This is a genomic window from Pseudomonas guineae, assembly GCF_900113745.1.
GTDB lineage: Bacteria > Pseudomonadota > Gammaproteobacteria > Pseudomonadales > Pseudomonadaceae > Aquipseudomonas > Aquipseudomonas guineae.
The window spans coordinates 809,610-833,266 of record NZ_FOQL01000001.1 but is presented as its reverse complement, the minus strand read 5'-3'; the positions used below and the strand labels follow the sequence as shown (position 1 = coordinate 833,266).

The following is a 23,657-nucleotide window of genomic DNA, read 5'->3' as shown; positions in this document are numbered from 1 at the left end:
TTTTGCTTTCTGAGGCTGCCCTAGGGTGGCCTTTTTTTATCATTAGCCCTGCAGGTGACCAATCTTCGAGTGGTCACAGCCTAAAGTTTAAAATATTGGCTGATCACTTTTGCGTGCTGTTTTAGTCTGCTGTTTTGTCACTTTTGGTGTGCTTGGCCAGTCGTTCTAAGGCCGCCCGGAGTTTGGGGTCGCTGATGCCTTCGGCGGTAGCCTGGATGTTTTCTGCGGCGCTGTTGGACAAGTTCATTGTGAGACTTGGTGCACGCCTTTCAGCGGGCGGAGGTTGCACCTTGAACAGGATCTTCGTTAAGGTCGCGAACTCTTCGAGTGCCTGCAGCTGTTTCAGTAAACGCTTTTGTTGATAGCGCAGGCGCGTGGCCCAATGGCCATCGGTGATTATCAGTAACAGGCAACCCTCGCGCCATGATGCTACATGGCAGTGTTCGCGAGCAGCCGGTTGCAGCTGGCTTTCCAGAAGATGCTGCAGGCGATCAATGCGTTGCGCTTGATTGAACAGCGCTTTCAGAGGTTTCGCTTCGCGCAACAGCGCGGCGGGAGCCCGGGCCGGCAAAGGACGAAATGTCATGGCAGGACGCCTGAAAAAGTGAGGTCGTTATGGTAGCAGAATCGCTGCTGCCGGCTGTGGCTTCACCGCTAGGGGAAAGTTGTGCAGATCATTTTACTCAGTCGGCACCACGGTGCCGCACGTTCACTCAGCCTGGATTTACGCGGGTTACTGCTGGTTATGCTACTAACGCTTGCTGCGGTCCTGGCCAGCGGTGTTGCGGTCGGTGCCTGGTGGGCGCCTGCCACCTTGAGGGTGCAAGACGACACGCAAATCAATCAGGTGTTGGATCAGCAGCGCGCTGAAGTCGGTGCTGTGCGTTTGGATGCGCAGCGCCAGTTGGATGCGTTTGCTGTTCATGTGGCTGAGTTGCAGGCGCGCCTGACGCGCCTGGATGCCCTCGGTGCACGACTGACCGAATTGGCTGATTTGGATGCCAGTGAATTCGATTTCTCGCTCAACGTCGGTCAAGGTGGTGCAGAGGATGCCTTGGGCGATGCGGCGTATGCGCCACCGCTGTTTATGGATGAGCTCGACCGCCTGACCCTACGCCTGGACAGTCGTGAGCAGTTATTGGAGGTGCTTGAGCAGTTGATCGGCGAGCGCCAGCTTAGCGAGGCTGAATACCTTTCTGGCATGCCGGTGCGCCATGGCTATATGTCCTCATCGTTCGGTAGGCGTGTGCACCCGCTGACAGGGCGTAATACCCAACATAAAGGCGTCGACTTTGCCGCTAAACCGGGTAGTGATGTGGTGGCTGTTGCTGCTGGGGTCGTGAGTTTTTCTGGCGTTAAATCGGGTTATGGTAATGTCGTGGAGGTCAGTCATGCTGACGGCTATACCACGCTGTATGCGCACAATCAGAGCAATCTGGTGCAGATTGGTGATTTGGTGCAACGTGATCAGACGATTGCCAAGGTGGGGCGCAGCGGGCGCGCCAGTGGTTACCATGTACACTTCGAAGTCGCTAAGAATGGTCGGGTGGTCAATCCGGCCAGCTACATCGCTCGAGTTGGCGACGTCGAATAACGCCGCTTTCCTCATCGGCGTTTCCGAGTAGAATGCCCACCTCGCACGCAGCCTTAAGTGCTGCATGGGTCGCTGTTCAGTAGCCCTCAATCCATACGCCTGGAAGATCCTGTCGATATGTTTGCGCCTTTGTTGAAGAAACTCTTTGGAAGCAAGAACGAGCGTGAAGTTAAGCGCATGCTCAAGGCGGTCATTGCCGTCAATGCCTTCGAGGAGCAGATGCTTGCCCTTTCCGATGAGCAACTGCGAGCCAAGACGGATGAGTTCAAAGATCGTCTAGCCAAAGGCGAAACCCTCGATCAGTTGCTTGCTGAGGCCTTTGCGGTTGCCCGCGAAGCCGGTAAGCGGGTGATGGGCATGCGCCATTTCGACGTGCAGTTGATCGGTGGTATGACCTTGCATGAAGGCAAGATCGCTGAGATGCGCACCGGTGAGGGCAAGACTCTGGTGGCAACGCTGGCGGTGTACCTCAATGCGCTGTCGGGTAAGGGCGTGCACGTGGTCACGGTCAACGATTACCTAGCTCGCCGCGACGCGAACTGGATGCGTCCGTTGTATGAGTTTCTCGGCCTAACTGTCGGTGTCGTCACGCCGTTTATGCCGCCAGATGAAAAGCGTGAAGCCTACGCGTCCGATATCACCTACGGTACCAATAACGAATTTGGTTTCGATTACCTGCGCGACAATATGGCCTTCAGCCTGGAAGATAAATTCCAGCGCGAGCTTAACTTCGCTGTAATCGACGAAGTAGACTCTATTCTCATCGACGAAGCCCGCACCCCGTTGATCATCTCCGGTCAAGCTGAGGACAGCTCGCGCCTTTACACCGAGGTCAACAAGCTGATACCGCGCCTCAAGCTGCATATTGAGGAAGAAGAGGGCGTGGTGACTCAAGAAGGTCACTACAAGGTCGACGAGAAGTCCCGTCAGGTCGAACTGAATGAGGCCGGTCACCAGTTTGTCGAAGAAATGCTCACTGAAGTTGGTCTGCTGGCCGAGGGCGAAAGCCTGTATTCGGCGCACAACCTAGGCCTGCTGACCCATGTTTATTCGGGCCTGCGTGCGCACAAGCTGTTTAACCGCAACGTTGAATACATCGTACAGAAAGACCAGGTGCTGCTGGTTGACGAGCACACCGGTCGTACCATGCCGGGTCGTCGACTGTCCGAGGGTCTGCATCAGGCTATCGAGGCTAAAGAAGGCCTGCCGATTCAGGCTGAAAGCCAGACCCTGGCTTCGACCACTTTCCAGAATTACTTCCGCCTGTACAACAAACTGTCTGGCATGACCGGTACCGCTGATACCGAAGCGTTCGAGTTCCATCAGATTTACGCGCTGGCGGTGATCGTGATCCCGACCAACCGTGAGTTGGCGCGTAAGGACTTCAACGACCTGGTCTACCTGACTGCGGACGAGAAATACGCCGCCATCGTCACCGATATCAAGGAAAGCATGGCGCTGGGGCGGCCGGTACTGGTTGGTACAGCCACCATTGAAACCTCCGAGCATATGTCCGCACTGCTCAATCAGGAAGGTATCGAGCACAAGGTACTCAACGCCAAGTTCCACGAGAAAGAAGCTGAAATCATTGCTCAGGCGGGGCGTCCGGGCGCACTGACCATTGCCACTAACATGGCCGGTCGCGGTACCGACATCCTCTTGGGCGGTAACTGGGAAGTCGAAGTTGCCAACCTGGAAAACGCCACACCTGAGCAAACGGCGCAGATCAAGGCCGACTGGCAGAAGCGTCATCAGCAGGTAATTGAATCCGGTGGTTTACATGTGATTGCTTCCGAGCGTCATGAGTCGCGCCGTATCGACAACCAGCTGCGTGGCCGTTCCGGTCGTCAGGGTGACCCGGGCTCCAGCCGTTTCTACTTGTCGCTGGAAGACAGCCTGATGCGCATCTTCGCCTCCGATCGGGTGAAGAACTTTATGAAGGCCTTGGGCATGCAGTCCGGTGAAGCCATCGAGCATCGCATGGTCAGCAATGCCATCGAAAAAGCCCAGCGCAAGGTTGAAGGGCGTAACTTCGACATGCGCAAGCAGCTGCTGGAATACGACGACGTGGCCAACGAACAGCGCAAAGTGATCTATCACATGCGTAACACGTTGTTGGCTGCCGACAACATTGGCGAAACCATCGCCGAGTTCCGTCACGAAGTCCTTGAGAGCCTGATCAACGAGCATATCGCGCCGCAGTCTCTGCCAGAGCAGTGGGATATCAGTGGTCTGGAAGAAGCTCTATACACCAGCTTCAACCTGCGTCTACCCATCCAGCAGTGGCTAGACGACGACCACAAACTTTACGAAGAAACCCTGCGCGCGCGCATTCTCGAAGAGCTGATTACGGCCTACAACGAGAAGGAAATCGAGGCCAGCGCCGAGGCCCTGCGGACCTTTGAGAAGCAGATCCTCCTGCGCGTTCTGGATGATCTGTGGAAAGATCACCTGTCGACTATGGATCACCTGCGTCACGGTATTCACTTGCGTGGTTATGCGCAGAAGAACCCCAAGCAAGAATACAAGCGTGAGTCCTTCACCCTGTTCCAGGAACTGCTGGATTCGATCAAGCGCGACACCATCCGCGTGCTTTCGCATGTGCAGGTGCGCCGCGAAGACCCTGCTGAAGAAGAAGCACGTCTGCGTCGAGATGCTGAAGCCCTGGCTGAGCGTATGCAGTTCCAACACGCTGACGCCTCAGCCTTGCCGCAACACACGGCTGAAGAAGAGGGTGACGTCGCAGTTGCCGTGGCCCCCGTTCGCACTGAACAGAAGATCGGTCGCAACGAGAGCTGTCCGTGTGGCTCCGGCAAGAAGTACAAGCACTGCCACGGTCAAGTGAGTTAAACCGGTTGTAAAATGGCTTGAGCCAACCATCAGGTTGGCTATGCTTGGCTCAGCTTGATCAACGCCGCGAACGGTTTAACCGCTCGCGGCGTTTTACCATCGTAAACAGATGCATCACCTTCTCAAGGAGCGTTTCCTATGGCTGTTGGTCTTGGCCCGTTGTCTACCCTGCACCCAGTTCCAGGTTTTGAGTTGGGCATCGCCTCGGCGGGCATCAAGCGCCCTGGGCGCAAGGATGTGGTAGTCATGTGCTGTGCCGAGGGCTCCAGCGTAGCAGGGGTGTTTACCCTTAATGCGTTCTGCGCCGCTCCGGTAATCCTGGCCAAGAAGCGCGTGCTGGGCAGCGTACGTTATTTGCTGACCAACACCGGTAATGCCAACGCGGGCACGGGCGAGCCGGGCTTGCTGAATGCCCAGCGTACTTGTTCGGCCCTGGCCAAGCTGGCTGGAGTCGATGAGAGCGCAGTGCTGCCGTTCTCCACCGGCGTTATTGGTGAACCGTTGCCGGTTGAGAAAATCGAAGGTGCGCTGCAGGCCGCGCTGGATAACTTATCCGAGGCTAATTGGGCGGATGCAGCAACCGGCATCATGACCACTGATACCTTGCCCAAAGGTGCAAGCCGCCAGTTTGTTCACGACGGTGTGACGGTCACCGTCACTGGTATCAGCAAGGGTGCCGGCATGATCAAGCCGAACATGGCGACTATGCTCGGCTACATCGCCACCGACGCCAAGGTTGCCCAGGCTGTGCTGCAAGACTTGCTGCGTGATGCGGCGAATAAGTCGTTTAACCGCATTACCATCGACGGCGACACCTCGACCAACGATTGCTGCATGCTGATTGCCACCGGTCAGGCGGCCCTGCCAGAGATCACCCAGGCAAGCGGCGATCTGTTCGCCAAGCTCAAAGAGGCAGTGTTCAGTGTGTGTATGGACGTGGCGCAGGCCATCGTGCGTGACGGTGAGGGTGCAACCAAGTTCGTCACCGTTCAGGTGAACGGCGGTGCAACCCATCAGGAATGTCTGGATGTGGGTTACGCCGTGGCGCATTCGCCGTTGATCAAGACGGCACTGTTCGCCTCCGATCCAAACTGGGGGCGTATTCTTGCTGCTGTCGGCCGTGCCGGTGTGGCGCAGCTGGATGTCAGCCTGATCGACGTCTTCCTCGGTGAGGTGTGTATCGCCAGCCGCGGTTGCCGAGCCGCTAGCTACACCGAAGAACAAGGCTCTGCGGTAATGGCTGAGGAAGAAATCACCATCCGTATCGAGCTGGGTCGTGGCAGCTGCAGCGAGACCATCTGGACCACCGACCTGTCCCACGAGTACGTGAAAATCAACGCGGAATACCGCACCTGATCATTCGCCCAGGTACTGCGTTAACCCTGCATTCCCGTTGCTTATGTACCCATAAACAACGGGAATTTGCTATTCAAAGAGTCGCCTTTTAAGGTCAAGTGACTTTCCTGCCTCGAGCGCCGCCCATGTCCCTTACCCTAGTTATCGGTGATAAAACTTATTCGTCCTGGTCGTTGCGTGCGGCGCTAGCCTTGGAGTTGACGGGTACGCCTTATAGCGAACAGCTGATTACGCTATACCGCTCTGACACTCGCACGCAGATTCTGCAGTATTCCCCGACCGGTAAAGTGCCGTTGCTGCTCTGTGATGAAGGCGCGATCTGGGATTCGCTGGCGATTGCTGAGTATCTGGCCGAATGCTTCCCCGCGGCGCAACTGTGGCCGCAAGCACGAGCCGCCCGAGCATTGGCACGCAGCGCCTGCGCGGAAATGCACAGCGGTTTTGTCGCCTTGCGCACGCACCTGCCAATGGACCTCAAGCGCCATCAGGCGCTGGCCGAGATGCCAGCCGATGTGCTGGCCGATATTGAGCGCCTCTGCGGCCTGTGGGCTGAGTGTCGGCAGCGTTTTGCTCAGGGCGGTGCCTTTCTGTTTGGCCAGGCCAGCCTAGCCGATGCCTTCTTTGCTCCGGTGGCGGCGCGGTTGCGCAGTTATCAGGTGGCGCTGCCGGCTGAGGCTGCTGCCTATGTCGAGACAATCTATCAATGGCCGGCGTTTCAGCGTTGGTACCAAGCCGCCCAGGAGGAATATCTGGCGTGAAGCGTATTCATGTAGCTGCTGCAGTCATTCGTGGTGAAGACGGGCAAATTCTGCTCGCCAAGCGTGCCGATGATCAACATCAAGGCGGGCTCTGGGAGTTTCCCGGCGGTAAGGTCGAAGCCGATGAAACGGTGCAAGTGGCCCTAGCGCGTGAGCTGGAAGAGGAGCTGGGCATTTGCCCGAGTAGCTCGCGCCCGTTGATTCAGGTACGTCACGATTACCCAGACAAACAGGTGCTGCTGGATGTCTGGGAGGTCTCGACTTTTACCGGCGAGCCGCATGGCGCCGAGGGGCAGCCGCTGGCCTGGGTCAGCCCCCGGCAGTTGGGCGACTATGACTTTCCGGCGGCCAATCGGCCCATTGTCGCGGCTGCGCGGTTACCTGAACGTTACCTGATCACTCCAGATGGCCTGAGTGGGCCTGAGCTGTTGCGCGGTATCCAGACGGCTCTGAAAAATGGCATCCGCCTGCTGCAATTGCGCGCCCCGGCCATGTTCGATGCGCAGTACCGTGATATTGCCGTCGACGCTTTAGGGCTGTGCGCGGGTAAGGCGCAACTGATGCTCAAAGGCCCGCTGGAGTGGTTGGGTGACTTTCCCGCCGCCGGCTGGCACCTGACGGCGCAGCAGTTGCGTGAGCTGAGCGCAGCGGGGCGGCCGTTTCCGCGCGAGCGTTGGCTGGCTGCATCCTGTCACTCGGCCGACGAACTCGCGCTGGCCACGCAGATGAGTGTGGACTTCATCACCCTGTCGCCGGTGCTGGCCACCCAGACCCATCCCGATGCTCAGCCGCTGGGTTGGGCGCAGGTTGCCGCGTTATTGCAGGGCTTTAATCAGCCGGCCTACTTGTTAGGCGGGATGGCCTCGAGCGATGTCGAGCGGGCTTGGCAGGCCGGAGCCCAGGGCGTCGCGGGTATTCGTGCGTTCTGGCCGGAGTCTGCGCGCTGATTGGTGGGCGTCAGCTAAAGGACGTTATAGTTGCGCCCTTTAATGGTGCGTAAAAGGCAGGCGTTTAACAGTGCACAGCATCAACAGGTGGTTGAAAGGCTTCTGGCCGGCGCCGATGACGGTTAGCCTAAGCGAGCGGGTACTGAGTTGTGTCGGTGCGGTGCTCGGCTTGCTGTTCAGTGGCTGGCTCTGCCGTGAGGCATTGGGCAGTGCCAGCCCCTGGCTGATTGCCCCTATGGGCGCCTCGGCGGTACTGCTGTTTGCCGTGCCGGCCAGCCCCTTGGCGCAGCCTTGGTCGATTGTTGGCGGCAACCTGATTTCCGCGTTGGTCGGCGTCAGCTGTGCCGCCTGGCTCGGTCATGGCGCGCCGGTGGCCGCCCTGGCTGGTGGTTTGGCGATTGCCGCGATGTTTGCCCTGCGCTGCCTGCACCCGCCCGGTGGCGCGGTGGCGCTGACTGCGGTGTTGGCGGGCCCTGAAGTGGTTCAGCTGGGCTATCACTTCGCCCTTTATCCGGTAGGCTTAAACTCGCTTGGCCTATTGCTGATTGCGCTGCTGTTCAATAACGCCTTGCGCCGGCAATACCCTCATCAACCCTTTGCGCATGGCAACGTGCACAAGACCCGCGACCCGATCCCGCGTGAGCGCTTGGGCTTTACCCCGGATGACTTAGACGCAGTGCTCGAAGCTCGTGGCGAGCTGCTCGATATATCCCGCGAAGACCTCGAAGACATTCTCCTGCAGACCGAAGCGCGGGCCTATCAGCGGCGTTTTGGCGAGGTGCGCTGCGCCGATATCATGTCCCGTGACGTGCAAACACTGGCCCCGGCTACGGGGCTTGGCGCAGCCCGCGCCAGCCTGCATGAGCACCGCCTAACCGCGATGCCGGTGGTCAACGTCCAGGGTGAGCTGCTTGGTATGCTCGGGCTGCACGAACTGTTGCAGGCACCCACTGATGCCGAGGATGTCGGCGCCTGCATGCGCCGTGAGGTGCCAACCTGTCGCGTGGACTGGCCGGTCACCGACCTGCTGCAGATGCTCACCGATGCCGATGTGCATCAGGTGCCGGTGATCGATGAAGCACGGCGGGTCGTGGGGATTGTCAGCCAGTCCGACCTGCTGGCGGCCATCTTCCGTATAGCCTTGCAAGGCTCTGGAGCAGCCGCAGCAGGCAGCTGACGACTGCATCTGGGTTATCCTTTGGGCTTTCCGCTGTCTGGCTGTTGAGTGTGTCCATGTCGATAGATGCTCGTTCCCCCTCGAATATGCGCCCCAGTACGTTGCACTTGCCGCGCGGCAGCTGGGCGACGGTGTTCGAGTGCCTATGCGCGCACTTCCCGGCAATTAAGCCGGCGGTGTGGCAGGAACGCATCGCCCGTGGTCGGGTGTTGGACGCTCAAGGGCAGCCAATCAGCCTGCTTACGGCCTATCGCGAAGGGTTTAAGGTGCATTACTTTCGCGAAGTGCCAGCAGAGACGCCGATACCTTTCGAAGAAAGCGTGCTGTATGTCGATGAGCATGTGCTGGTTGCCGATAAGCCGCACTTTCTACCAGTAATGCCGGCCGGCGAGTATGTCGAGCAGACCTTGCAAGCGCGGCTGGCCAAGCGCTTGGGCAATGCCGACTTGGTGCCCCTGCACCGGATCGATCGGCATACCGCCGGCCTGGTGTTGTTTTCCACTAACCGCGAGAGCCGTGGTCAGTACCAGGCACTGTTTCGCCTGCGGCAGATGAACAAGTGCTACGAGGCGTTGGCCCTAGCCCTGCCGCACCTGAACTTCCCACTGTTGCGTGCTACGCGCCTGGACGCGGCTGAGCCGTTCTTTCGCATGCAGGAAGTCGCTGGCGTTGCCAATACCGAAACCCGCATCGAAGTTGCCCAGCGCCTGGGCCAGCACTGGCTGTACCGGCTCTACCCGGTGACGGGCAAGAAGCATCAGCTGCGCGTGCACTTAGCTGCACTGGGCGCGCCAATCCTCAATGACCCCTTCTATCCCGAGGTCACAGGTGCACCGGGCAGCCCTGACGACTACAGCAAACCCTTGAAGCTACTGGCTCGCGGCTTGGGGTTTGATGACCCGTTGACCGGCGAGCGGCGCAGTTTCGAGAGCCGGCTCAGGCTGCTTTAGCTTTGCGGTTCTTTGGCCGCTGCCTGCCACAGTACTTCATCAATCTGCTGACGTTTGGCGATCACCCGTGCGGCAACGAAGAGCAGGTCTGACAAGCGGTTGACGTACGCCAGGCCAACGTCGCGAATCGGCTCCACGGCATTCAGGTGCTGACAGCGGCGCTCGGCGCTGCGCGCTAGGCTGCGGCAGACGTGGGCTTGGGCGATCAAGCGTGAACCGCCGGGCAGGATGAAATTCTCCAGCGGCCCGACTTCTTCGTTCCAGCGGTCGATGGCCGCTTCCAAGCGTTCGATCTCCGGTGCTTGCAGGGCCTGATAATCAGGCATCGCCAGTTCCCCGCCCAGATCAAACAGGCGATGCTGGCAGGGGGCGAGCACCTCGATAATTTCGGCCAGTCCCGGGTGTGTGGTCTGTTGTTTGGCCAGGTCGGCGAGCAGTAGACCAATCTGACTGTTCAGTGTGTCCACCTCGCCCATGGCATCCACACGTGGGTGGTCCTTAGTCACGCGGCGGCCGTCGGCCAGGCCGGTTTCGCCGGTGTCGCCGGTGCGGGTGTAAATTTTCGAGAGTCGGTAACCCATATTCAGAGGCCTTTATCAGGAGTGGCGGTTGGGAGTGGCAGGCGCAGGGTGAAGCAGGTGCCTTGGTCCGGCTTGGACTGCACTTCCATCTGCCCTTTGTGGTTGTTGATGATGATGAAGTAGGAAACCGACAGGCCGAGCCCGGTGCCCTGGCCGACTTCCTTGGTAGTGAAAAACGGCTCGAAGATGCGTTTGCGTACCGATTCGGGCATGCCGACGCCGTTGTCTTCTACTTGGATCTCCGCCCAAGGCCCGGCCAGGCGTATACGCAGGATGATCTGTCCGGGGGGGGCATTGTCACCGCGCTGGTGAATGGCTTGAGCAGCGTTTTTCAGCAGGTTGAGCAGCACTTGTTCGAGTTCGTTAGCGGTGGCGGGCACAGCGGGTAGATCGCTGGCGAACTCACGCTGGATGCTCAAGCTTTTGAAGTCAAAACTGTCGGTCAGGTCGAAGTCATTGCTGGCGATTTCTACAGCCTGATCGAGCAAGGCCGGCAAGTGACACGGAGCGAGCTGGCGATCACTGCGTCGGCTGAAATTGAGCATGTTGCTGACAATCTTCGCCGCGCGGCTGCCGGCTTGCTGAATGCCATCAAGCAGGCGCGGAATCTCCCGGGCCTGCAGGTAAAGGTCGATAGCCTCAAGGCAGATGCCCGTTTGTTCGGCCTGCTCGCGGTTTTTTTCCAGGTCGGGTGATAGACGCCTACGGATGTTCTGCACGTTGTGCAGGATGGCCCCCAGCGGGTTGTTGATCTCATGCGCCATACCGGCGGCCAGGCCGCCGACGGAGAGCATTTTCTCCGATTGCACCATCATTTCTTCGAGGTTGAGGCGTTGGGTAATGTCATCGATGCGAATCACCACGCCACGGCCGCTGCCGCCGGTCAGCGGGTAGAAGGTCAGGGCGAAGTGCAGCGGTTGTTCATTGCTCCCCCAGGTTACGCGCTCAATTTTTTCCACCTGATGCTGCTCGACAGTGCGCTTTAGCTGAGGCAGGAAGGGTTTGAGCAGCGGGAACGCGAGAAAAATTGGTTGATTCAGCGCCTCATCCAGGCGCGTGCCAGACAGGCTGCTGGCTTCCTGATTCCACTGGGTGACGTACAGCTGCTCATCGAGGGCAATCAGCGCCGAGGGCATGGAGTCGATGATGCTGTTGAGGTAGTTCTGAAAGCCAGTGAGCTTCTTTTCGATCTTGCTGCGCACTTGCACTTCCAGCTCCAGCTTGCGGTTGGAGTGACGGGTTTCCTCCGCTAGGTGCTGGGCTTGATCGAACGCTTGTTGGGCGTCATCACGGGCGCGCTTGAGCTGCTGCTCGCGGGCCTCAATTCGCACCAGCATGGTGTTGAAGGCATCTGCCAGGCTGCCGATTTCGTCGGCGTTGCCGCGCCGGGCGCGCAGGGCGTAGTTCTCCTCGCGGGTGACCTGGCGTGAGAGCTCTTCCAAACGCCGAATCGGCCGGGTGATTAGGCGACGCACCTGGCGCGAGACGATCAGCCAGAGCACGACGCTCAGGGCAAGAATCACCAGGCTGGCGGTCAACGTACCGGTATAGAACACCCCCGGCAGTTCGCTGGAGGCCACCAGCAGCAAATAGCCGGAGTTGCCTGCGACCTGCGGCAGCTCGACCAGCTGATTGATGCGGAATTCACTGTGCCGCCAGGACTCGACCTCTGCGAGGCGCAGCGGCAGCTGCAATTTTGTGCCGCGTTGTAGCTGCGCCAGGCTCAGGCCCTCAGCGTCATAAATCATCGCCGCGCGCAGTGGTGCATAGTCATCCAGGCGCTTGAGCAAGGCTTCTGCAGCAGCGGGAGAGCTCAGTGCGTGCTTGCTCAGTTGTGGGCTGGCAATCAACCGGCCGAGGGTGTGCAGGGCCTGGGGGGCCACGCTTTCCTGGGAGATCCAGTAAGCCGCGCTGATAAACGCCAGGTTGGCCACCAGCAGCACGGTGGCCAACAAAGCCAGCAAGGCGACCAGCAGTTTGCGGCCGACCGGTAAATTTTCAAGGCGCTGACGCAAAGGCATGGCGGGGAGGGTCGGTGATGAGCGTGCGGGCAGGTTAACGCGCGGCTCAGTGGCTGGGCAATCCGCGTGCGTTTAGGTGAGTCAGCAGCTGGCGGTGCAAGGCGTGTAAGTGTGGCAACTGCAGCTGATGGCGCTGCGCCGCGTTACAGGCATAACCCAGCAGGTAGGCGATTTCCGTGCGCCGACCCTGGCTGACATCCTGATGCATGGACGAGTAGTTTGCGGCGGTGGCGAGGATGACCCGTTGCACATCGTCATGCAGGTTCTCCGCAGCAGCGCTGTGGCCGCAGCGGTGCAGCAACTCAGTCAGCTCGCTGCACAAACAGGTCACCTGCGCCGGGTGTTCGCGCAACCCACCATTGCGGCAATCGTGCAGCACGGTGAGCGGATTGATGGCGCAGTTCAGTGCGAGCTTACGCCACAGACGACTGAGGATATCCACGCTCCAGTCATGGGCAATTCCGGCTTGGTGTAAATCTGCCAGCCAGGCGGGCGGTTGCAGATCAAGCGGATCGCCGAGCCAGGTATGTCCGTGGCCGGCAAACACCACCTGAAAGTCCGCCTGGCGAAACGCGCCTTCGGTGCTGGAAGCCATAATGCAGCGCGCATGCGGGGCTGCGCGCGCGACCTCATCCTGGCTGCCCAGACCATTCTGCAGCAGCAGAATTTCCGCTCCGGCAATCAAGCGTGGCGCGAGCTGGCTCACTGCCGCGGCGGCGTCATAGGCTTTGCAGGCCAGCAACAGGCGCTGGATTGGTTGCGGGTGGTCGGCTGTTTGGGCCGCGATGGCGTAGCGTTGCGCTTGACCTTGTTCAATGAGAGTCAGGCCGCCGGCTTGTTGATAGCGTTTTAGGCGCTGCGTGTCACGCAGGAGCAACTGCACCGGCAGACCGGCCCGCGCCAGGCGGGTTGCCCACAGGGAACCCAGGCTGCCCGCACCGAGGATATGCCACATGTTAAGCGCGGATTACTGTTGCAACGGCAGACGTAGCGCCGTTACCCGGCCACTGCTGTAAGACTCTGCCAGCAATTTTTCGGCCTGTTTAATGATCTGCTCCGGCGAGCAGGGCAGGCCTTTAACGTCGAGGCCAACCAGGCTGATTCCGGCTTTGAGGCTGATAAAACCTTCGCTGGTTTTGAAGGCTTTGAGGTTGATACCCTCGTGCAGGCGCTTGAAACTGCTGGGCGAGCACTCGTGCAGGTCGGTCATTAAGGTGATCAGGCCGAAGTGGTTTTCATCCAGGCGCACCAGCACATCCAGCGGTCGTACCAGCTGTTGCAGGCGACGGGCGACACTGCTGAGCAGTTCACTGTAGAAAGCCTCGCCATGCTGCTGGTGCAGCGTGTGGATATCCTGCAAGCCAATCAGCAAGTAGCACAGCGCGCCCCCGCGCGATTCAACCTGACGCAAGCTGTCGAGCATCTTCTGTTGTAAGTAACGGTTGTTGCCCAGGCCCGTGAGTGGGTCGATCAGGTTGCGCTGTTCCAGGCTGGCGATGTTATCAGTGAGCAGGCGGTTTTCCTGTAGCAGGCGCTGTAAGGTGTTGCACAAACGGTCGGCGGCGAAGACCCGCGGCACAAGTTGCTCATTCATTGCCGCTTTGCTGATGAAATCATCGACGCCGCTGTCGAAGGCCTCGCTCAGCACGTTTTCGCCTTCTTTGCCGGTGAGCAGGATTACATAGGTGTAGTGGTGGGCCATTTCATCGAACTGGCGCACCTGTACGGTCAACTCCAGGCCATTCATCTCTGGCATCAGCCAGTCGGCCAGCAAGACACTGGCGGGGCGTTGTTCGAGCAGGCTGATGGCTTCAGCCGCGCTGCTGGCGAAGCGCAGGTCCTGATAGCCCGCCTGGCTGAGGGCGCGACCGATCATGGCGCTGGAGAATTTGGCGTCATCGACGACCAAAATGCTCAGGTGGGAGTTAGGCATGGGCAGGCTCGCTAGGTGAAATCACGTGGACCCAGTACTTCGCCGGGCAGTCTGTATCGCGACCATTATATAATGGTCGCGTTTTTTTACCGTCAAGCCAGGCGTGTCCCGTTCGTGATACAGGGCGCGCCGTCTATCAGGAGTAAGCCCATGCCCTCGTTCGACGTGGTGTCCGAGCTGGACAAACATGAAGTGACCAACGCCATCGACGGCGCCCTCAAAGAGCTGGAGCGCCGTTATGATCTGCGCGGTAAAGGTAGCTTTGAGCTGAAAGAGCTGACTATCAACCTAACAGCAGATGCTGATTTCCAGTTGGAGCAGATGGTTGAGATTCTCAAGCTCAGCCTGGTCAAACGCAAGATCGATGTTCAGTGTCTGGAATTCAAGGACGCTTATCCGTCGGGCAAGAGCGTCAAACAGGAAGTGATCCTGCGTGAAGGGATCGAGAAGGACCTGGCGAAGAAAATCGTCGCACACGTCAAGGATTGTAAGCTCAAGGTTCAGGCCGCTATCCAGGGCGAGCAGGTGCGTATCACCGGCAAGAAGCGCGATGACCTACAAGAGGCGATTGCTGCTCTGCGCAGCAAAGATTTCGGTATGCCCTTGCAGTTCAACAACTTCCGCGATTAAAGCGTGAGTATTGAACCTTGTCGTCGTGCAGGCGTCGCAACGCTGCATGTGCAGTAAAACCGCCACGGCTTGCCGTGGCGGTTTGTTTTTAAGCTTTACAAGGATTAGCAGATGGATTTTAACGTCGAACAACTCGTGAAAATGTCGGAAGCCTGGTTGCCGGTTGTACTGGAGTACAGTGGCAAGCTAACCCTGGCTTTGATCACCTTTTTGATTGGTTGGTGGTTGGTCAGCAAGCTCGTTAGCAGCATTGGCCGTTTACTCGAAATGCGTCAGGTTGACCGGGCGCTGGGCAGTTTTATCTGCAGCCTGGTCGGCATCGTGCTGAAGATTTTACTGCTGGTCAGCGTGGTCTCGATGGTCGGGGTGGAAACTACTTCCTTTATAGCCGTCATCGGTGCCGCTGGTCTGGCCATTGGCCTGGCGTTGCAAGGCAGCCTGGCGAATTTCGCCGGCGGCGTATTAATCATGCTGTTTCGCCCATTCCGTGCCGGCGACTGGATCGAGGCGCAAGGTGTTTCGGGTAGCGTCGACAGCATTCAGATTTTCCACACCACGCTGAAAACCGCCGATAACAAGGTGGTGATCGTGCCCAATGGCATTCTGTCGAATGGGCATATCACCAATTACTCGCGCGAGCCCAAGCGCCGCGTCGATATTAGCGTGGGTATCGATTACTCCAGTGATATCAAAACGGCGCGCGATGTGCTGCTGGAAATCGCCAAAGACCCGCGCGTGCACAGCGACCCCGCGGCTGTGGTGTTTGTGACGGGGCTGGGCGACAGTGCGGTCAACCTGTCACTGCGGGTGTGGGTGGCAACGCCCGATTTCTGGCCGGTTACTTTTGCCTTCACCGAGCAGACCAAGGAGCGCATGGACGAAGCGGGTATTGGTATTCCATTCCCGCAACGCGTGGTGCATTTGGTGCAGCAGAGCAGTTAAGCCCTGCCTGAGCGCTCGCCGCGTTAGCGGCGAGTGGCGTTGTAGAGCATTTTGAAGTCGCGGCCCATCGCCTGTTGATAGTGGCTGACCAGGTTCTGCCAGTCAGCTTGATCCCAGGGCGAATGGCGCCGCAGCTGCAGCATGTCGTGCATGGCTGCTTGCTTGCTGGTCAGGCGCCGCCGGCATTTCTCTAAATCAAGCAGTGCGACTTCGGGCACAGCTGCAGAGTCCTCGCCGCTAATGCGCACAAAAATATGCTTGATATAGATGCAGCCATGTTGCCAGCGCGCCGTGTGTAGGCGGGCAAGCGTGCGAGCGACCTCTATCAGCAGTTGCTGATGCAATGCTTCGCCATACTGCTCGCGGCCGTTGCTGGCGTACCACTCATCAATCGGCTGAAAGCCTTCCAGCGCCTTGGTGATAAGCAGGGCTCGCCAACCATCGCTGCTGCGCTCTGCCGCGCAGTAAACAATTTCGGGAACTTTAACCCCTGCCTTGCGTGCGCCTAGCAGGGCTTCTTGCTCACGCAGCACGGTTGGCCGGCCAAAAGGATGGAGCAGGCTGCGGTGAATATGACCCGTTTGACGTTTGGCGTAGAGCAGCGTTGTGTCTTTGTAAATACGCTGCACGCCACTGTAGCCGCCGCGGCGGTCATTAGGCTCTTCGACCCATTCACCCTGGATCTGCCACCAGTTGTCGAAGCTGGCTGAGTTGGATGAGATATCTAGGGTGCTGAATGTTGCTGCCATAATGAGTCCTTAATATGGGTGTCAGCTGCTAGCAAAACCTACGCCAGTTTGGCTGATATGACCATTCTCGGATTATTCTTGCTCGATCGGGGCCACTCCGCTGGCATCATCTTGCCGTGATTGTTCGCGCCGCCATTGCAGAATGATCAGGATCAAGGTTGGGACGCCCAACACTGCAGTCACTAGGAAGAACTGGGCGTAGCCGAAGGTTTCCACCATGACGCCTGAATAACCACCGATCAGTCGTGGTAACAGCAACATGATCGAGCTGAGCAGGGCGTATTGGGTGGCGGAGAATTTCAGGTTGGTCAGGCTCGATAGGTAAGCGACAAATGCCGCCGTCGCCAGACCTGCGCTGAAGTTATCGGCAGAAATAGTCACGATCAACATCTGCAGATCAGCGCCCATGCCAGTCAGCATCAGGAACAGCAGATTAGTCGCGGCCGAAGCGGCGCCGCCGATAAATAGGATCGGCATGATGCCGAAGCGCACGATCAGTAAACCGCCAAATCCGGCCCCTACGAGGGTCATCACCAGGCCAAATAGCTTGCTGACACTGGCGATCTGATCTTTGGTAAAGCCCTGATCGATATAGAACACGTTGGCCATCACGCCCATCACGGTGTCTGACATGCGATAGGTGGCGATCAGGCCCAGTAGCAAAAACGCCTGCCAGCGGTAGCGCACAATAAAGTCGTTGACCGGCGTCAGTACGGGGGCTAGACCGCGTCGCCCCATGGACGACAGGCACAGGGCGCTGAGAACGGTGTAGAGCAGGGCACGCAGAAACGCGCGGTCTTCCAGCAGTAGGTCGAGCACGCTGTTCTGGCCATTAACCAGGCTGGCGAAGTCGGTGTAATAAAACTGGGTGAACATCGCGGGCACCGACACCAGCAGCACAATCAATACCAGTACCGAGGCAATCTGATGGCTAAAGCCATAACGCGCCGCGGCCAGTTGGGTGCGCAGTGGCACATCTGGCTCGCGCATCCACAGGCTGGTCAGCAGCCCGGGGAGCATCAACATGGCAAATAGCATGTAGGTTCCAGCCCAGGCACCGTGCTGATAAAGCAGGGCAGTAGAGCCAAAGCCTTCGGCGAAATACAGTGCCCCCGCAGTGGCGAGCAGGGCGGCAACGCGATAGCCGGCCATATAGCTGGCGGCCAGGGCCGCTTGGCGGGTGTCGTCAACTATTTCCAGGCGGTAGGCGTCGACGGCGATGTCTTGTGTGGCTGAGGCGAAGGCGACTAATACGGCCAGGGAAATCAGCCAGGTTAGGTGGGTTTGCGGGTCACACAGCGCCATACCGGCTAGGCCGATGGCGATCAGAATCTGTGACAGCACCAGCCAGGAACGTCGGCGGCCTAGTTTGCCCAGCAGCGGCAAACGCCATTGGTCGAGCAGCGGTGACCAGACCCATTTGAAGGCATAAGCCAGCCCGATCAGGCTGGCAAAGCCAATGGTGTCGCGCGCTACACCGGCTTCGCGTAACCAGACTGAAAGGGTCGAGAACACCAGCATGTAGGGTAGGCCGGCGGCGAACCCTAGCAGGAGCAGCACCAGTGTCGACGGGCTGGAGTAGGCAGCAATGGCATCACGCCAGCTTTTACGGGGCATTGAAGGGGTATCAGCCTGAGATTGACCTAACAAAGGGCGCACTCTAACCGCTGTGCTCTGTTGGGCGCCAGCCATAGCGCGGCATATCCACCCGATCATTGTGCACGGGCACACCTTCGTCACGTAAGCGGCAACGTTGTTCTGCGCCGGCGTGGCTGCCAGTAGGCAAACCGAGGCGTCCGCCTGCGCAAATGACCCGGTGCCAGGGTAGGGTCGTGCCGTCCGGCAGTTGGCTGAGGATACGTCCGACCCAGCGCGCTGCGCGGCCCAAACCAGCGTGGGCAGCCAGTTCTCCGTAACTCACCACGCAGCCTGCCGGTACCTGAGCCAGCGCTGCATAAAGTGCCGTACACCGCTCAGTCTGGCTTGCTGTGGGCTGACTTGGCGCGGCATGCTTCGGCACTTCCCCTGGTTCGCTATCTGGCTTTTCCACCATGCTGCTACGTACCCCGCTGTGTTTATTGATTATCAGTCTGGCCGCGCCTGTGTGGGCGGACACGGTGTGGTTGAACAATGGTGACCGTCTAAGCGGCGAGATAGTTCTACTCGATGGCGGCAAACTGGCCTTGAAGACTAAATATGCCGGACAGGTGCTGATTGCCTGGAAGGATATCGACACCCTGCGCTCGGACAAACCCCTGTTGATTCGGCGTCAGGGCCTCGACAGCGAGCGCAGCAACCAGCTGGAAGCCGCCGGCCAGGGCATGGTGCGGGTGGTCAGTGAACGTACACAGACTGTGCCGCTGGCCAGCATCAAGCGACTGATTCCGCCGCGTGCGGTGCTGCAGGACCGCTTCTGGGAGGGCAATTTGGATGCCAAGCTTGATATGGAGCGCGATGACGATGACACCGATGAGTGGAAGCTAAAAGGCAACACACGCATGGAGCATGGACGCTGGCGTCACGTGCTCAATGGCGAGCTGGAGCGCAAGGTCAAGAATAGAGCGAAGACCGCCGATAACTGGCAGCTGGAATATGATCTTGACCGCTTTATCACGGATAACTGGTTCTGGCGGGTCGGTGCCGAGCATAACGAAGATGAGTTGGCCTTCTTCACCCGCCAGCGTTCGCTGGGAACTGGGCCGGGTTATCGTTTCTGGGACAACGAGTTGGGTCGGCTGGATGTGGTTGGTCAATTCAATCGTTTACAGCTGGAAACCCGCGATACCGATCTGGCACTCAATACCTACTCACTGTCCTGGGATTATAAGCGTCTGCTCTGGGGCACCCGGCTGGAGTTTTACAGTACGGCCGAGGTGCAGCTGCCGGATATCGAGCAGATCGACTACGTGCTCGACGGTGAAATAGGCCTGCGTTACCGCCTGAATCAGTGGGCGCGGTTATCGCTGCTGTACGAGCTGGACCAAGTGCGTGGCCTTGGCCAGAGCTCGAGTGAGCGGCGCTATCTGTTGGGGGTGGGTGTCGGCTGGTAGGCGAGTGGGGTGAACTCAGGGTGCTTCTGTCGGTCAGTACTTGCTCTGTTGCTGCGCTTACGGATAATGCTCGGCCCTTCGCACATACCTAGATAGAAAGCCCCTTCCTATGTTTTCCAGATCCCTGTTATGCCTGGCCCTCACGCTCGCTGCTACATCCGCAGTAGCGGACACCGTGTGGCTGAAAAACGGTGACCGTTTGACCGGTAAGATCAAGTTCTATGACGGTGGCAAGCTGGTGCTGGCAACCGACTATGGCGGCGCTATTGCGCTGAGCTGGGACAAGATCGCGACTCTTGAAAGCGACCAGGAATTGTTGATCAAGGAGAATGCCGTCGTTGGTGAACGCGCCAAATCGCTGCGCCCTGCCGAGCCAGGCAAGGTCACACTGGTCAACGGTGACGCCCCCAAAACCATCGAGCTGGCCAGCATCCAGCAGATGCTTAAACCCAAGCCGTTGATTGAAGATTTCGTCTGGAAGGGCAATATCGACGCGGGGCTTGACTACAAGCGGGCTGAGTCTGATACCGACGATTATGACGTCAGCATGAAGACCAAGGCGCGCCATGGCCTATGGCGCCACAACGGCGAAGCTGACTACGCCCGCGAATTCCAGAATGATGTGGTCACCACCGATAACTGGGGTGCTGAATACGCCCTCGACCGCTTCCTGACCGAGCACTGGTTCTGGCAGGGTCGCATGGAATATAAGCGTGACCGTATCGAGGAGGTACGTCGTCAGCGCACGGTCGGTTCGGGGCCGGGTTACCAGTTCTGGGATAATGAGCTGGGCGCTTTTTCCGTAGCGGGCTTGCTCAACCGCACCGACTACGAATATGACACGGGTGAACGTGACAACTTCTATGCGGTGAGCATGAAGTGGGATTACAACCGCTACCTGATCGGTAAGAGCGTTGAGCTGTTCAGTGATGGTGAAGTCGGTAAGCCGCTGAATAATGTGGCCGAATACACCCTGGATGCGGCCCTCGGGCTGCGTTACAAACTGACCGACTGGGCCTCGCTGAATATGAAGGCAGAGAAAGACCTGGTCAGCGGATCGCAAGGCGAGCTGGACGAAACCCGCTACAGCCTGGGTTTTGGTATCGGCTGGTAAGTAGGCTTCTGTCGCCAATAAAAAGCCCCGCGTTTGCAGGGCTTTTTATTTTCAACTGTTCTAGAACTTGCGAGCTAGAGCCAGGCAAGGCGTTACGTTAGTAACAGCCTTTGGCTGGTCGAACGACCGAGGGCGCGGTATTTACGGGCTGTAAATGAGCAGTACTCGTTTCACTCGCCCTTCGGGCCGCGCTGAAGCGCGTTAGCCGCAAGCGGCTTCCGAGGGTCGTTTTCAACACAGGGTGGCCGACGCGCAGCAGATCGGTGCGGATTACAACCGCAGGCCGCCGTCCAGCTCCAGAATGCGACCGGTGTAGTAGTCGTTTTCCAGGATGTAGGCCACCGAGTGGGCGATCTCGGCCGGCTTGCCCATGCGGCGCAATGGGATGACCGAGGTCATGCGCTCCAGCGCTTCTGGCTTCATGCTGGCAACCATCTCCGTTTCGATAAAGCCTGGGGCCACGCCTGCAACACGAATGCCGTAACGCGCCAGTTCCTTGGCCCAGACCACGGTGTCGGCGGCTACCCCGGCCTTGGCGGCGGAGTAGTTCGCCTGACCGATGTTGCCGGCGCGGGAGATGGACGAGATGTTGATGATCGCGCCTTCGTTCTTCAGCTCAATCATCTTTGCGGCTACTTCACGGGTGCAGAGGAAGACGCCGGTGAGGTTGACGTCGATCACCGATTGCCACTGAGCCAGGCTCAGCTTGGTCATTTCGCCATCCTTGACCTTGATAGTCAGGCCGTCACGCAGGATGCCGGCGTTGTTCACCAGGCCATTGATTGCGCCGAAGTCGTCGGCAATCTGCGTCACGGTCTGGATCACTTGCTCTTCGTTGGCGACGTTACACAGGTAAGCGCGAGCTTCCACGCCCATGGCCTTGCAGGCAGCCACGGCTTCGTCGAGTTTTTCCTGGTTGAGGTCGACCAGCGCCAGCTTGACGCCTTTCTCGGCCAGGTACTCTGCCATGGCGCGCCCCAGGCCCTGGCAGCCGCCGGTGATGACGATAACTTTGTCTTTGAGTTGCATTGCGTATCCCCAAGTAATTTGAAGCGCTGCGCCCTCAGCGGCGCCCGGGCTGTCACGGGTTAAACGTGTTTGGCCCAGCTAGCGAGAGGCTCAGCAGCTTGTTCGGTGTAACCTTGCCGGCGCAGTAACCGTTATCCTAAGCGCCTGTCCGTTAGTGACGGATTCTATGCAAGGAGTCATAAGGTGAGCGTGAAAGCCGGCAAGCATGCCCGAGAATTAATGCTCAAGGAATACCGGGGCGTGCTCAGCACCCATTCCAAGGCGATGCCGGGTTTCCCTTTCGGATCAGTGGTGCCCTATTGCCTGGACGCGCAGGGCTATCCGCTGATTTTGATCAGCCGCATTGCCCAGCACACCCACAACCTCAAGCAGGACGGCAAATGCTCACTGCTGGTGGGCGAACGTGACGCGCAGGATGTGCAGGCGGTTGGCCGCTTGACCCTGCTCGCTGAAGCCCGGCAGTTGCAGGATGGCGCACAAATGGAGGCGGCGGCGCAGCGCTATTACCGCTATTTCCCGGAGTCGCGCGGTTATCATCAGGCACATGACTTCGACTTCTGGCGGTTGGAGCCGGTGCGCGGGCGCTATATCGGTGGTTTTGGTGCGATTCACTGGCTGGATCAGGTGGCCCTGGCCAACCCTTTCGCCGGTGACAGTGAAGTCAACATGCTGGAGCATATGAACAGCGATCATGTCGCGGCCATCGCTCACTATGTCGCTCTGGCAGGCTTACCCAGTCAGGTGCCTGCGGAGTTGGTCGGTATCGACAGCGAGGGCTTCCACCTGCGCATCGGCCAGGGGCTCTATTGGCTGGCCTTTCCAACATCCTGTAACAGTCCGCTTGAGGTGCGCCAAGCCTTGGTGGTGCTGGCGCGGGCGCCGGTGTGGCCGACCGACGGTAAGGCTTCAGCTTGAATTCAGCGTAACACCCCATACTTCATCTCTACTGGAAGCTGTTCTTCCTTCAAGGACCCTTAGATGCGTGCTTTTCTGTTTCTATTTTTGCTCTTTCCGTTCATCGAGCTGGCCGTACTGATCCAAGTGGGTGGTGCGATCGGGGTGTTGCCGACCCTGCTGCTGGTCATTGGCTCGGCGGTTCTCGGCGGTGTGCTGCTGCGGGTGGCGGGTGTTGCCACGGCGTGGCGCGCCCGCGAAAGGCTTTCCCGCGGCGAGTTGCCCGAGCAGGAAATGCTCGAAGGTCTGCTGATCGCCGTCGGTGGTGGCCTGTTGTTGTTGCCAGGCTTTATCAGCGACATCTTCGGCATCTTCTGTCTGATCCCCTTCACCCGTCGCTTGCTGGTCAACAGAGTGCGCCTGCGTGCAGCTGAGCAAGCCATGCGCCAGCGTGCTTTTTTCGACGACCAGGCTGCCCGCTCCGGGTCAGTTCGGCCGAATGCCGCCCAGCCGAACGTGCTGGAAGGTGAATACGAGCGTCGTGAGTGAGTGTCTCGGGGCGTCAGTATCAGTAAAGATTTCGTCCTCAGCCCTTGAAATCCCCCTGCGCGCCCTTATGTAGCGGTCACCGCAAGGTTTTTTGTCGCTTAGACAAATCAGACTTCAGCGTTGCGCCTGGCGCAGGGCTACCGGCCTAGCCGGATTTTGCTAACCCGTCGGTGAATTCGCCGGCCGTATAAATAAACTATTGGGAGAGATCGACCATGAAGCTTCGTCCTCTGCATGACCGCGTCGTAATCCGTCGCAGCGAAGAAGAAAAGAAAACCGCAGGCGGCATCGTGCTGCCAGGTTCCGCTGCTGAGAAAGCCAACAGCGGTGAGATCCTCGCTGTCGGTACCGGCCGCGTGCTGGACAACGGTGAAGTTCGCGCGCTGGCCGTCAAGGTCGGTGACAAAGTGGTATTTGGCCCGTACTCGGGCAGCAACACCGTCAAAGTTGACGGCGAAGACCTGCTGGTAATGGCTGAGAACGAAATTCTCGCCGTTATCGAAGGCTGATTGCAGCGCTTAGTCGCTACGAAT

The 23,657-nt window shown here is 58.8% G+C and carries 23 protein-coding genes; 14 read left to right on the top strand and 9 right to left on the bottom strand.

The genetic code is table 11. From position 1 onward, the window contains the following. Positions 1–121 precede the first annotated feature (121 nt). Positions 122–586, bottom strand: a complete 465-nt coding sequence (locus BMZ32_RS03880; RefSeq protein ID WP_090239829.1) for a DUF721 domain-containing protein — start codon at positions 584–586, stop codon at positions 122–124. Positions 587–667: 81 nt separating this feature from the next. On the opposite strand from BMZ32_RS03880, the gene BMZ32_RS03875 reads away from it, so the two are divergent. The 7 genes from BMZ32_RS03875 to BMZ32_RS03845 all read left to right on the top strand — a co-directional run bounded on the left by BMZ32_RS03875 (position 668) and on the right by BMZ32_RS03845 (position 9,632). Further along, entirely contained in the window at positions 668–1,594 is a 927-nt protein-coding gene (locus BMZ32_RS03875) for a M23 family metallopeptidase (protein WP_090239827.1), read from the top strand. A gap of 117 nt (positions 1,595–1,711) precedes the next feature. Next, positions 1,712–4,444 (top strand): preprotein translocase subunit SecA, encoded by a 2,733-nt coding sequence (gene secA / locus BMZ32_RS03870; RefSeq protein WP_090239824.1) that lies wholly within the window; start codon positions 1,712–1,714, stop codon positions 4,442–4,444. A 138-nt stretch (positions 4,445–4,582) separates the two neighbouring features. Next, the gene (argJ, locus tag BMZ32_RS03865; RefSeq protein ID WP_090239821.1) at positions 4,583–5,800 is read left to right on the top strand and encodes a bifunctional glutamate N-acetyltransferase/amino-acid acetyltransferase ArgJ; all 1,218 of its coding nucleotides are present in this window, start codon (positions 4,583–4,585) and stop codon (positions 5,798–5,800) included. A gap of 125 nt (positions 5,801–5,925) precedes the next feature. Then, positions 5,926–6,558: a glutathione S-transferase family protein gene (locus BMZ32_RS03860; protein WP_090239819.1), complete on the top strand. Its 633-nt coding sequence runs from the start codon at positions 5,926–5,928 to the stop codon at positions 6,556–6,558. Then, entirely contained in the window at positions 6,555–7,505 is a 951-nt protein-coding gene (locus BMZ32_RS03855; protein WP_090239817.1) for a Nudix family hydrolase, read from the top strand. Before BMZ32_RS03860 ends, BMZ32_RS03855 begins: the two co-directional genes overlap by 4 nt. A 115-nt stretch (positions 7,506–7,620) precedes the next feature. Then, positions 7,621–8,682: an HPP family protein gene (locus tag BMZ32_RS03850; RefSeq protein ID WP_090241536.1), complete on the top strand. Its 1,062-nt coding sequence runs from the start codon at positions 7,621–7,623 to the stop codon at positions 8,680–8,682. Between the two features lie 56 nt (positions 8,683–8,738). After that, positions 8,739–9,632 (top strand): pseudouridine synthase, encoded by an 894-nt coding sequence (locus BMZ32_RS03845; RefSeq protein WP_090239815.1) that lies wholly within the window; start codon positions 8,739–8,741, stop codon positions 9,630–9,632. On the opposite strand, the gene BMZ32_RS03840 is transcribed toward BMZ32_RS03845, so the two are convergent. The 4 genes from BMZ32_RS03840 to BMZ32_RS03825 are packed head-to-tail and all read right to left on the bottom strand — an operon-like array spanning position 9,629 to position 14,167. Beyond that, positions 9,629–10,213, bottom strand: coding sequence for a cob(I)yrinic acid a,c-diamide adenosyltransferase (locus tag BMZ32_RS03840; protein WP_090239812.1), 585 nt, complete (start codon positions 10,211–10,213; stop codon positions 9,629–9,631). The two genes, BMZ32_RS03845 and BMZ32_RS03840, sit on opposite strands and share 4 nt — an antisense overlap. 2 nt (positions 10,214–10,215) lie before the next feature. Further along, positions 10,216–12,234, bottom strand: coding sequence for a sensor histidine kinase (locus tag BMZ32_RS03835; protein WP_090239809.1), 2,019 nt, complete (start codon positions 12,232–12,234; stop codon positions 10,216–10,218). A 46-nt stretch (positions 12,235–12,280) separates the two neighbouring features. Then, entirely contained in the window at positions 12,281–13,189 is a 909-nt protein-coding gene (locus BMZ32_RS03830; RefSeq protein WP_090239806.1) for a putative 2-dehydropantoate 2-reductase, read from the bottom strand. A gap of 12 nt (positions 13,190–13,201) precedes the next feature. Then, the gene (locus BMZ32_RS03825) at positions 13,202–14,167 is read right to left on the bottom strand and encodes a GGDEF domain-containing response regulator (RefSeq protein WP_090239804.1); all 966 of its coding nucleotides are present in this window, start codon (positions 14,165–14,167) and stop codon (positions 13,202–13,204) included. A 150-nt stretch (positions 14,168–14,317) separates the two neighbouring features. On the opposite strand from BMZ32_RS03825, the gene BMZ32_RS03820 reads away from it, so the two are divergent. Next, entirely contained in the window at positions 14,318–14,797 is a 480-nt protein-coding gene (locus tag BMZ32_RS03820; RefSeq protein ID WP_090239801.1) for a YajQ family cyclic di-GMP-binding protein, read from the top strand. Between the two features lie 111 nt (positions 14,798–14,908). Then, positions 14,909–15,739, top strand: coding sequence for a mechanosensitive ion channel family protein (locus tag BMZ32_RS03815; protein ID WP_090239799.1), 831 nt, complete (start codon positions 14,909–14,911; stop codon positions 15,737–15,739). A 23-nt stretch (positions 15,740–15,762) separates the two neighbouring features. On the opposite strand, the gene BMZ32_RS03810 is transcribed toward BMZ32_RS03815, so the two are convergent. From BMZ32_RS03810 to BMZ32_RS03800, 3 genes are all read right to left on the bottom strand, one after another. After that, a complete protein-coding gene (locus BMZ32_RS03810; RefSeq protein ID WP_090239796.1) occupies positions 15,763–16,488 on the bottom strand; it encodes a lipopolysaccharide kinase InaA family protein in 726 nt (241 codons plus the stop codon). 72 nt (positions 16,489–16,560) lie between these two features. Continuing rightward, entirely contained in the window at positions 16,561–18,105 is a 1,545-nt protein-coding gene (locus tag BMZ32_RS03805) for an AmpG family muropeptide MFS transporter (RefSeq protein ID WP_090239793.1), read from the bottom strand. 43 nt (positions 18,106–18,148) lie between these two features. Continuing rightward, positions 18,149–18,541, bottom strand: a complete 393-nt coding sequence (locus BMZ32_RS03800) for an MGMT family protein (RefSeq protein WP_090239791.1) — start codon at positions 18,539–18,541, stop codon at positions 18,149–18,151. On the opposite strand from BMZ32_RS03800, the gene BMZ32_RS03795 reads away from it, so the two are divergent. Both BMZ32_RS03795 and BMZ32_RS03790 read left to right on the top strand, forming a co-directional pair. Further along, positions 18,540–19,538, top strand: coding sequence for a DUF481 domain-containing protein (locus tag BMZ32_RS03795; protein WP_090239788.1), 999 nt, complete (start codon positions 18,540–18,542; stop codon positions 19,536–19,538). The genes BMZ32_RS03800 and BMZ32_RS03795 overlap by 2 nt on opposite strands. Before the next feature lie 109 nt (positions 19,539–19,647). Further along, positions 19,648–20,652, top strand: coding sequence for a DUF481 domain-containing protein (locus BMZ32_RS03790; RefSeq protein ID WP_090239786.1), 1,005 nt, complete (start codon positions 19,648–19,650; stop codon positions 20,650–20,652). A gap of 270 nt (positions 20,653–20,922) precedes the next feature. Here the strand turns inward: BMZ32_RS03790 and BMZ32_RS03785 are convergent, their stop codons facing one another. Beyond that, positions 20,923–21,681 carry an SDR family oxidoreductase gene (locus BMZ32_RS03785; RefSeq protein ID WP_090239783.1) on the bottom strand — a complete coding sequence of 253 codons (759 nt, stop codon included), beginning with the start codon at positions 21,679–21,681 and terminating at the stop codon, positions 20,923–20,925. A gap of 183 nt (positions 21,682–21,864) precedes the next feature. Here BMZ32_RS03785 and BMZ32_RS03780 point away from each other — a divergent pair, with 183 nt between their 5' ends. The 3 genes from BMZ32_RS03780 (at position 21,865) to BMZ32_RS03770 (ending at position 23,633) form a co-directional block, all read left to right on the top strand. Continuing rightward, positions 21,865–22,596 (top strand): HugZ family pyridoxamine 5'-phosphate oxidase, encoded by a 732-nt coding sequence (locus tag BMZ32_RS03780; protein ID WP_090239781.1) that lies wholly within the window; start codon positions 21,865–21,867, stop codon positions 22,594–22,596. A gap of 63 nt (positions 22,597–22,659) precedes the next feature. Further along, positions 22,660–23,124 carry an FxsA family protein gene (locus BMZ32_RS03775; protein ID WP_090239778.1) on the top strand — a complete coding sequence of 155 codons (465 nt, stop codon included), beginning with the start codon at positions 22,660–22,662 and terminating at the stop codon, positions 23,122–23,124. 215 nt (positions 23,125–23,339) lie between these two features. After that, a complete protein-coding gene (locus BMZ32_RS03770; RefSeq protein WP_019827816.1) occupies positions 23,340–23,633 on the top strand; it encodes a co-chaperone GroES in 294 nt (97 codons plus the stop codon). Positions 23,634–23,657 lie beyond the last annotated feature (24 nt).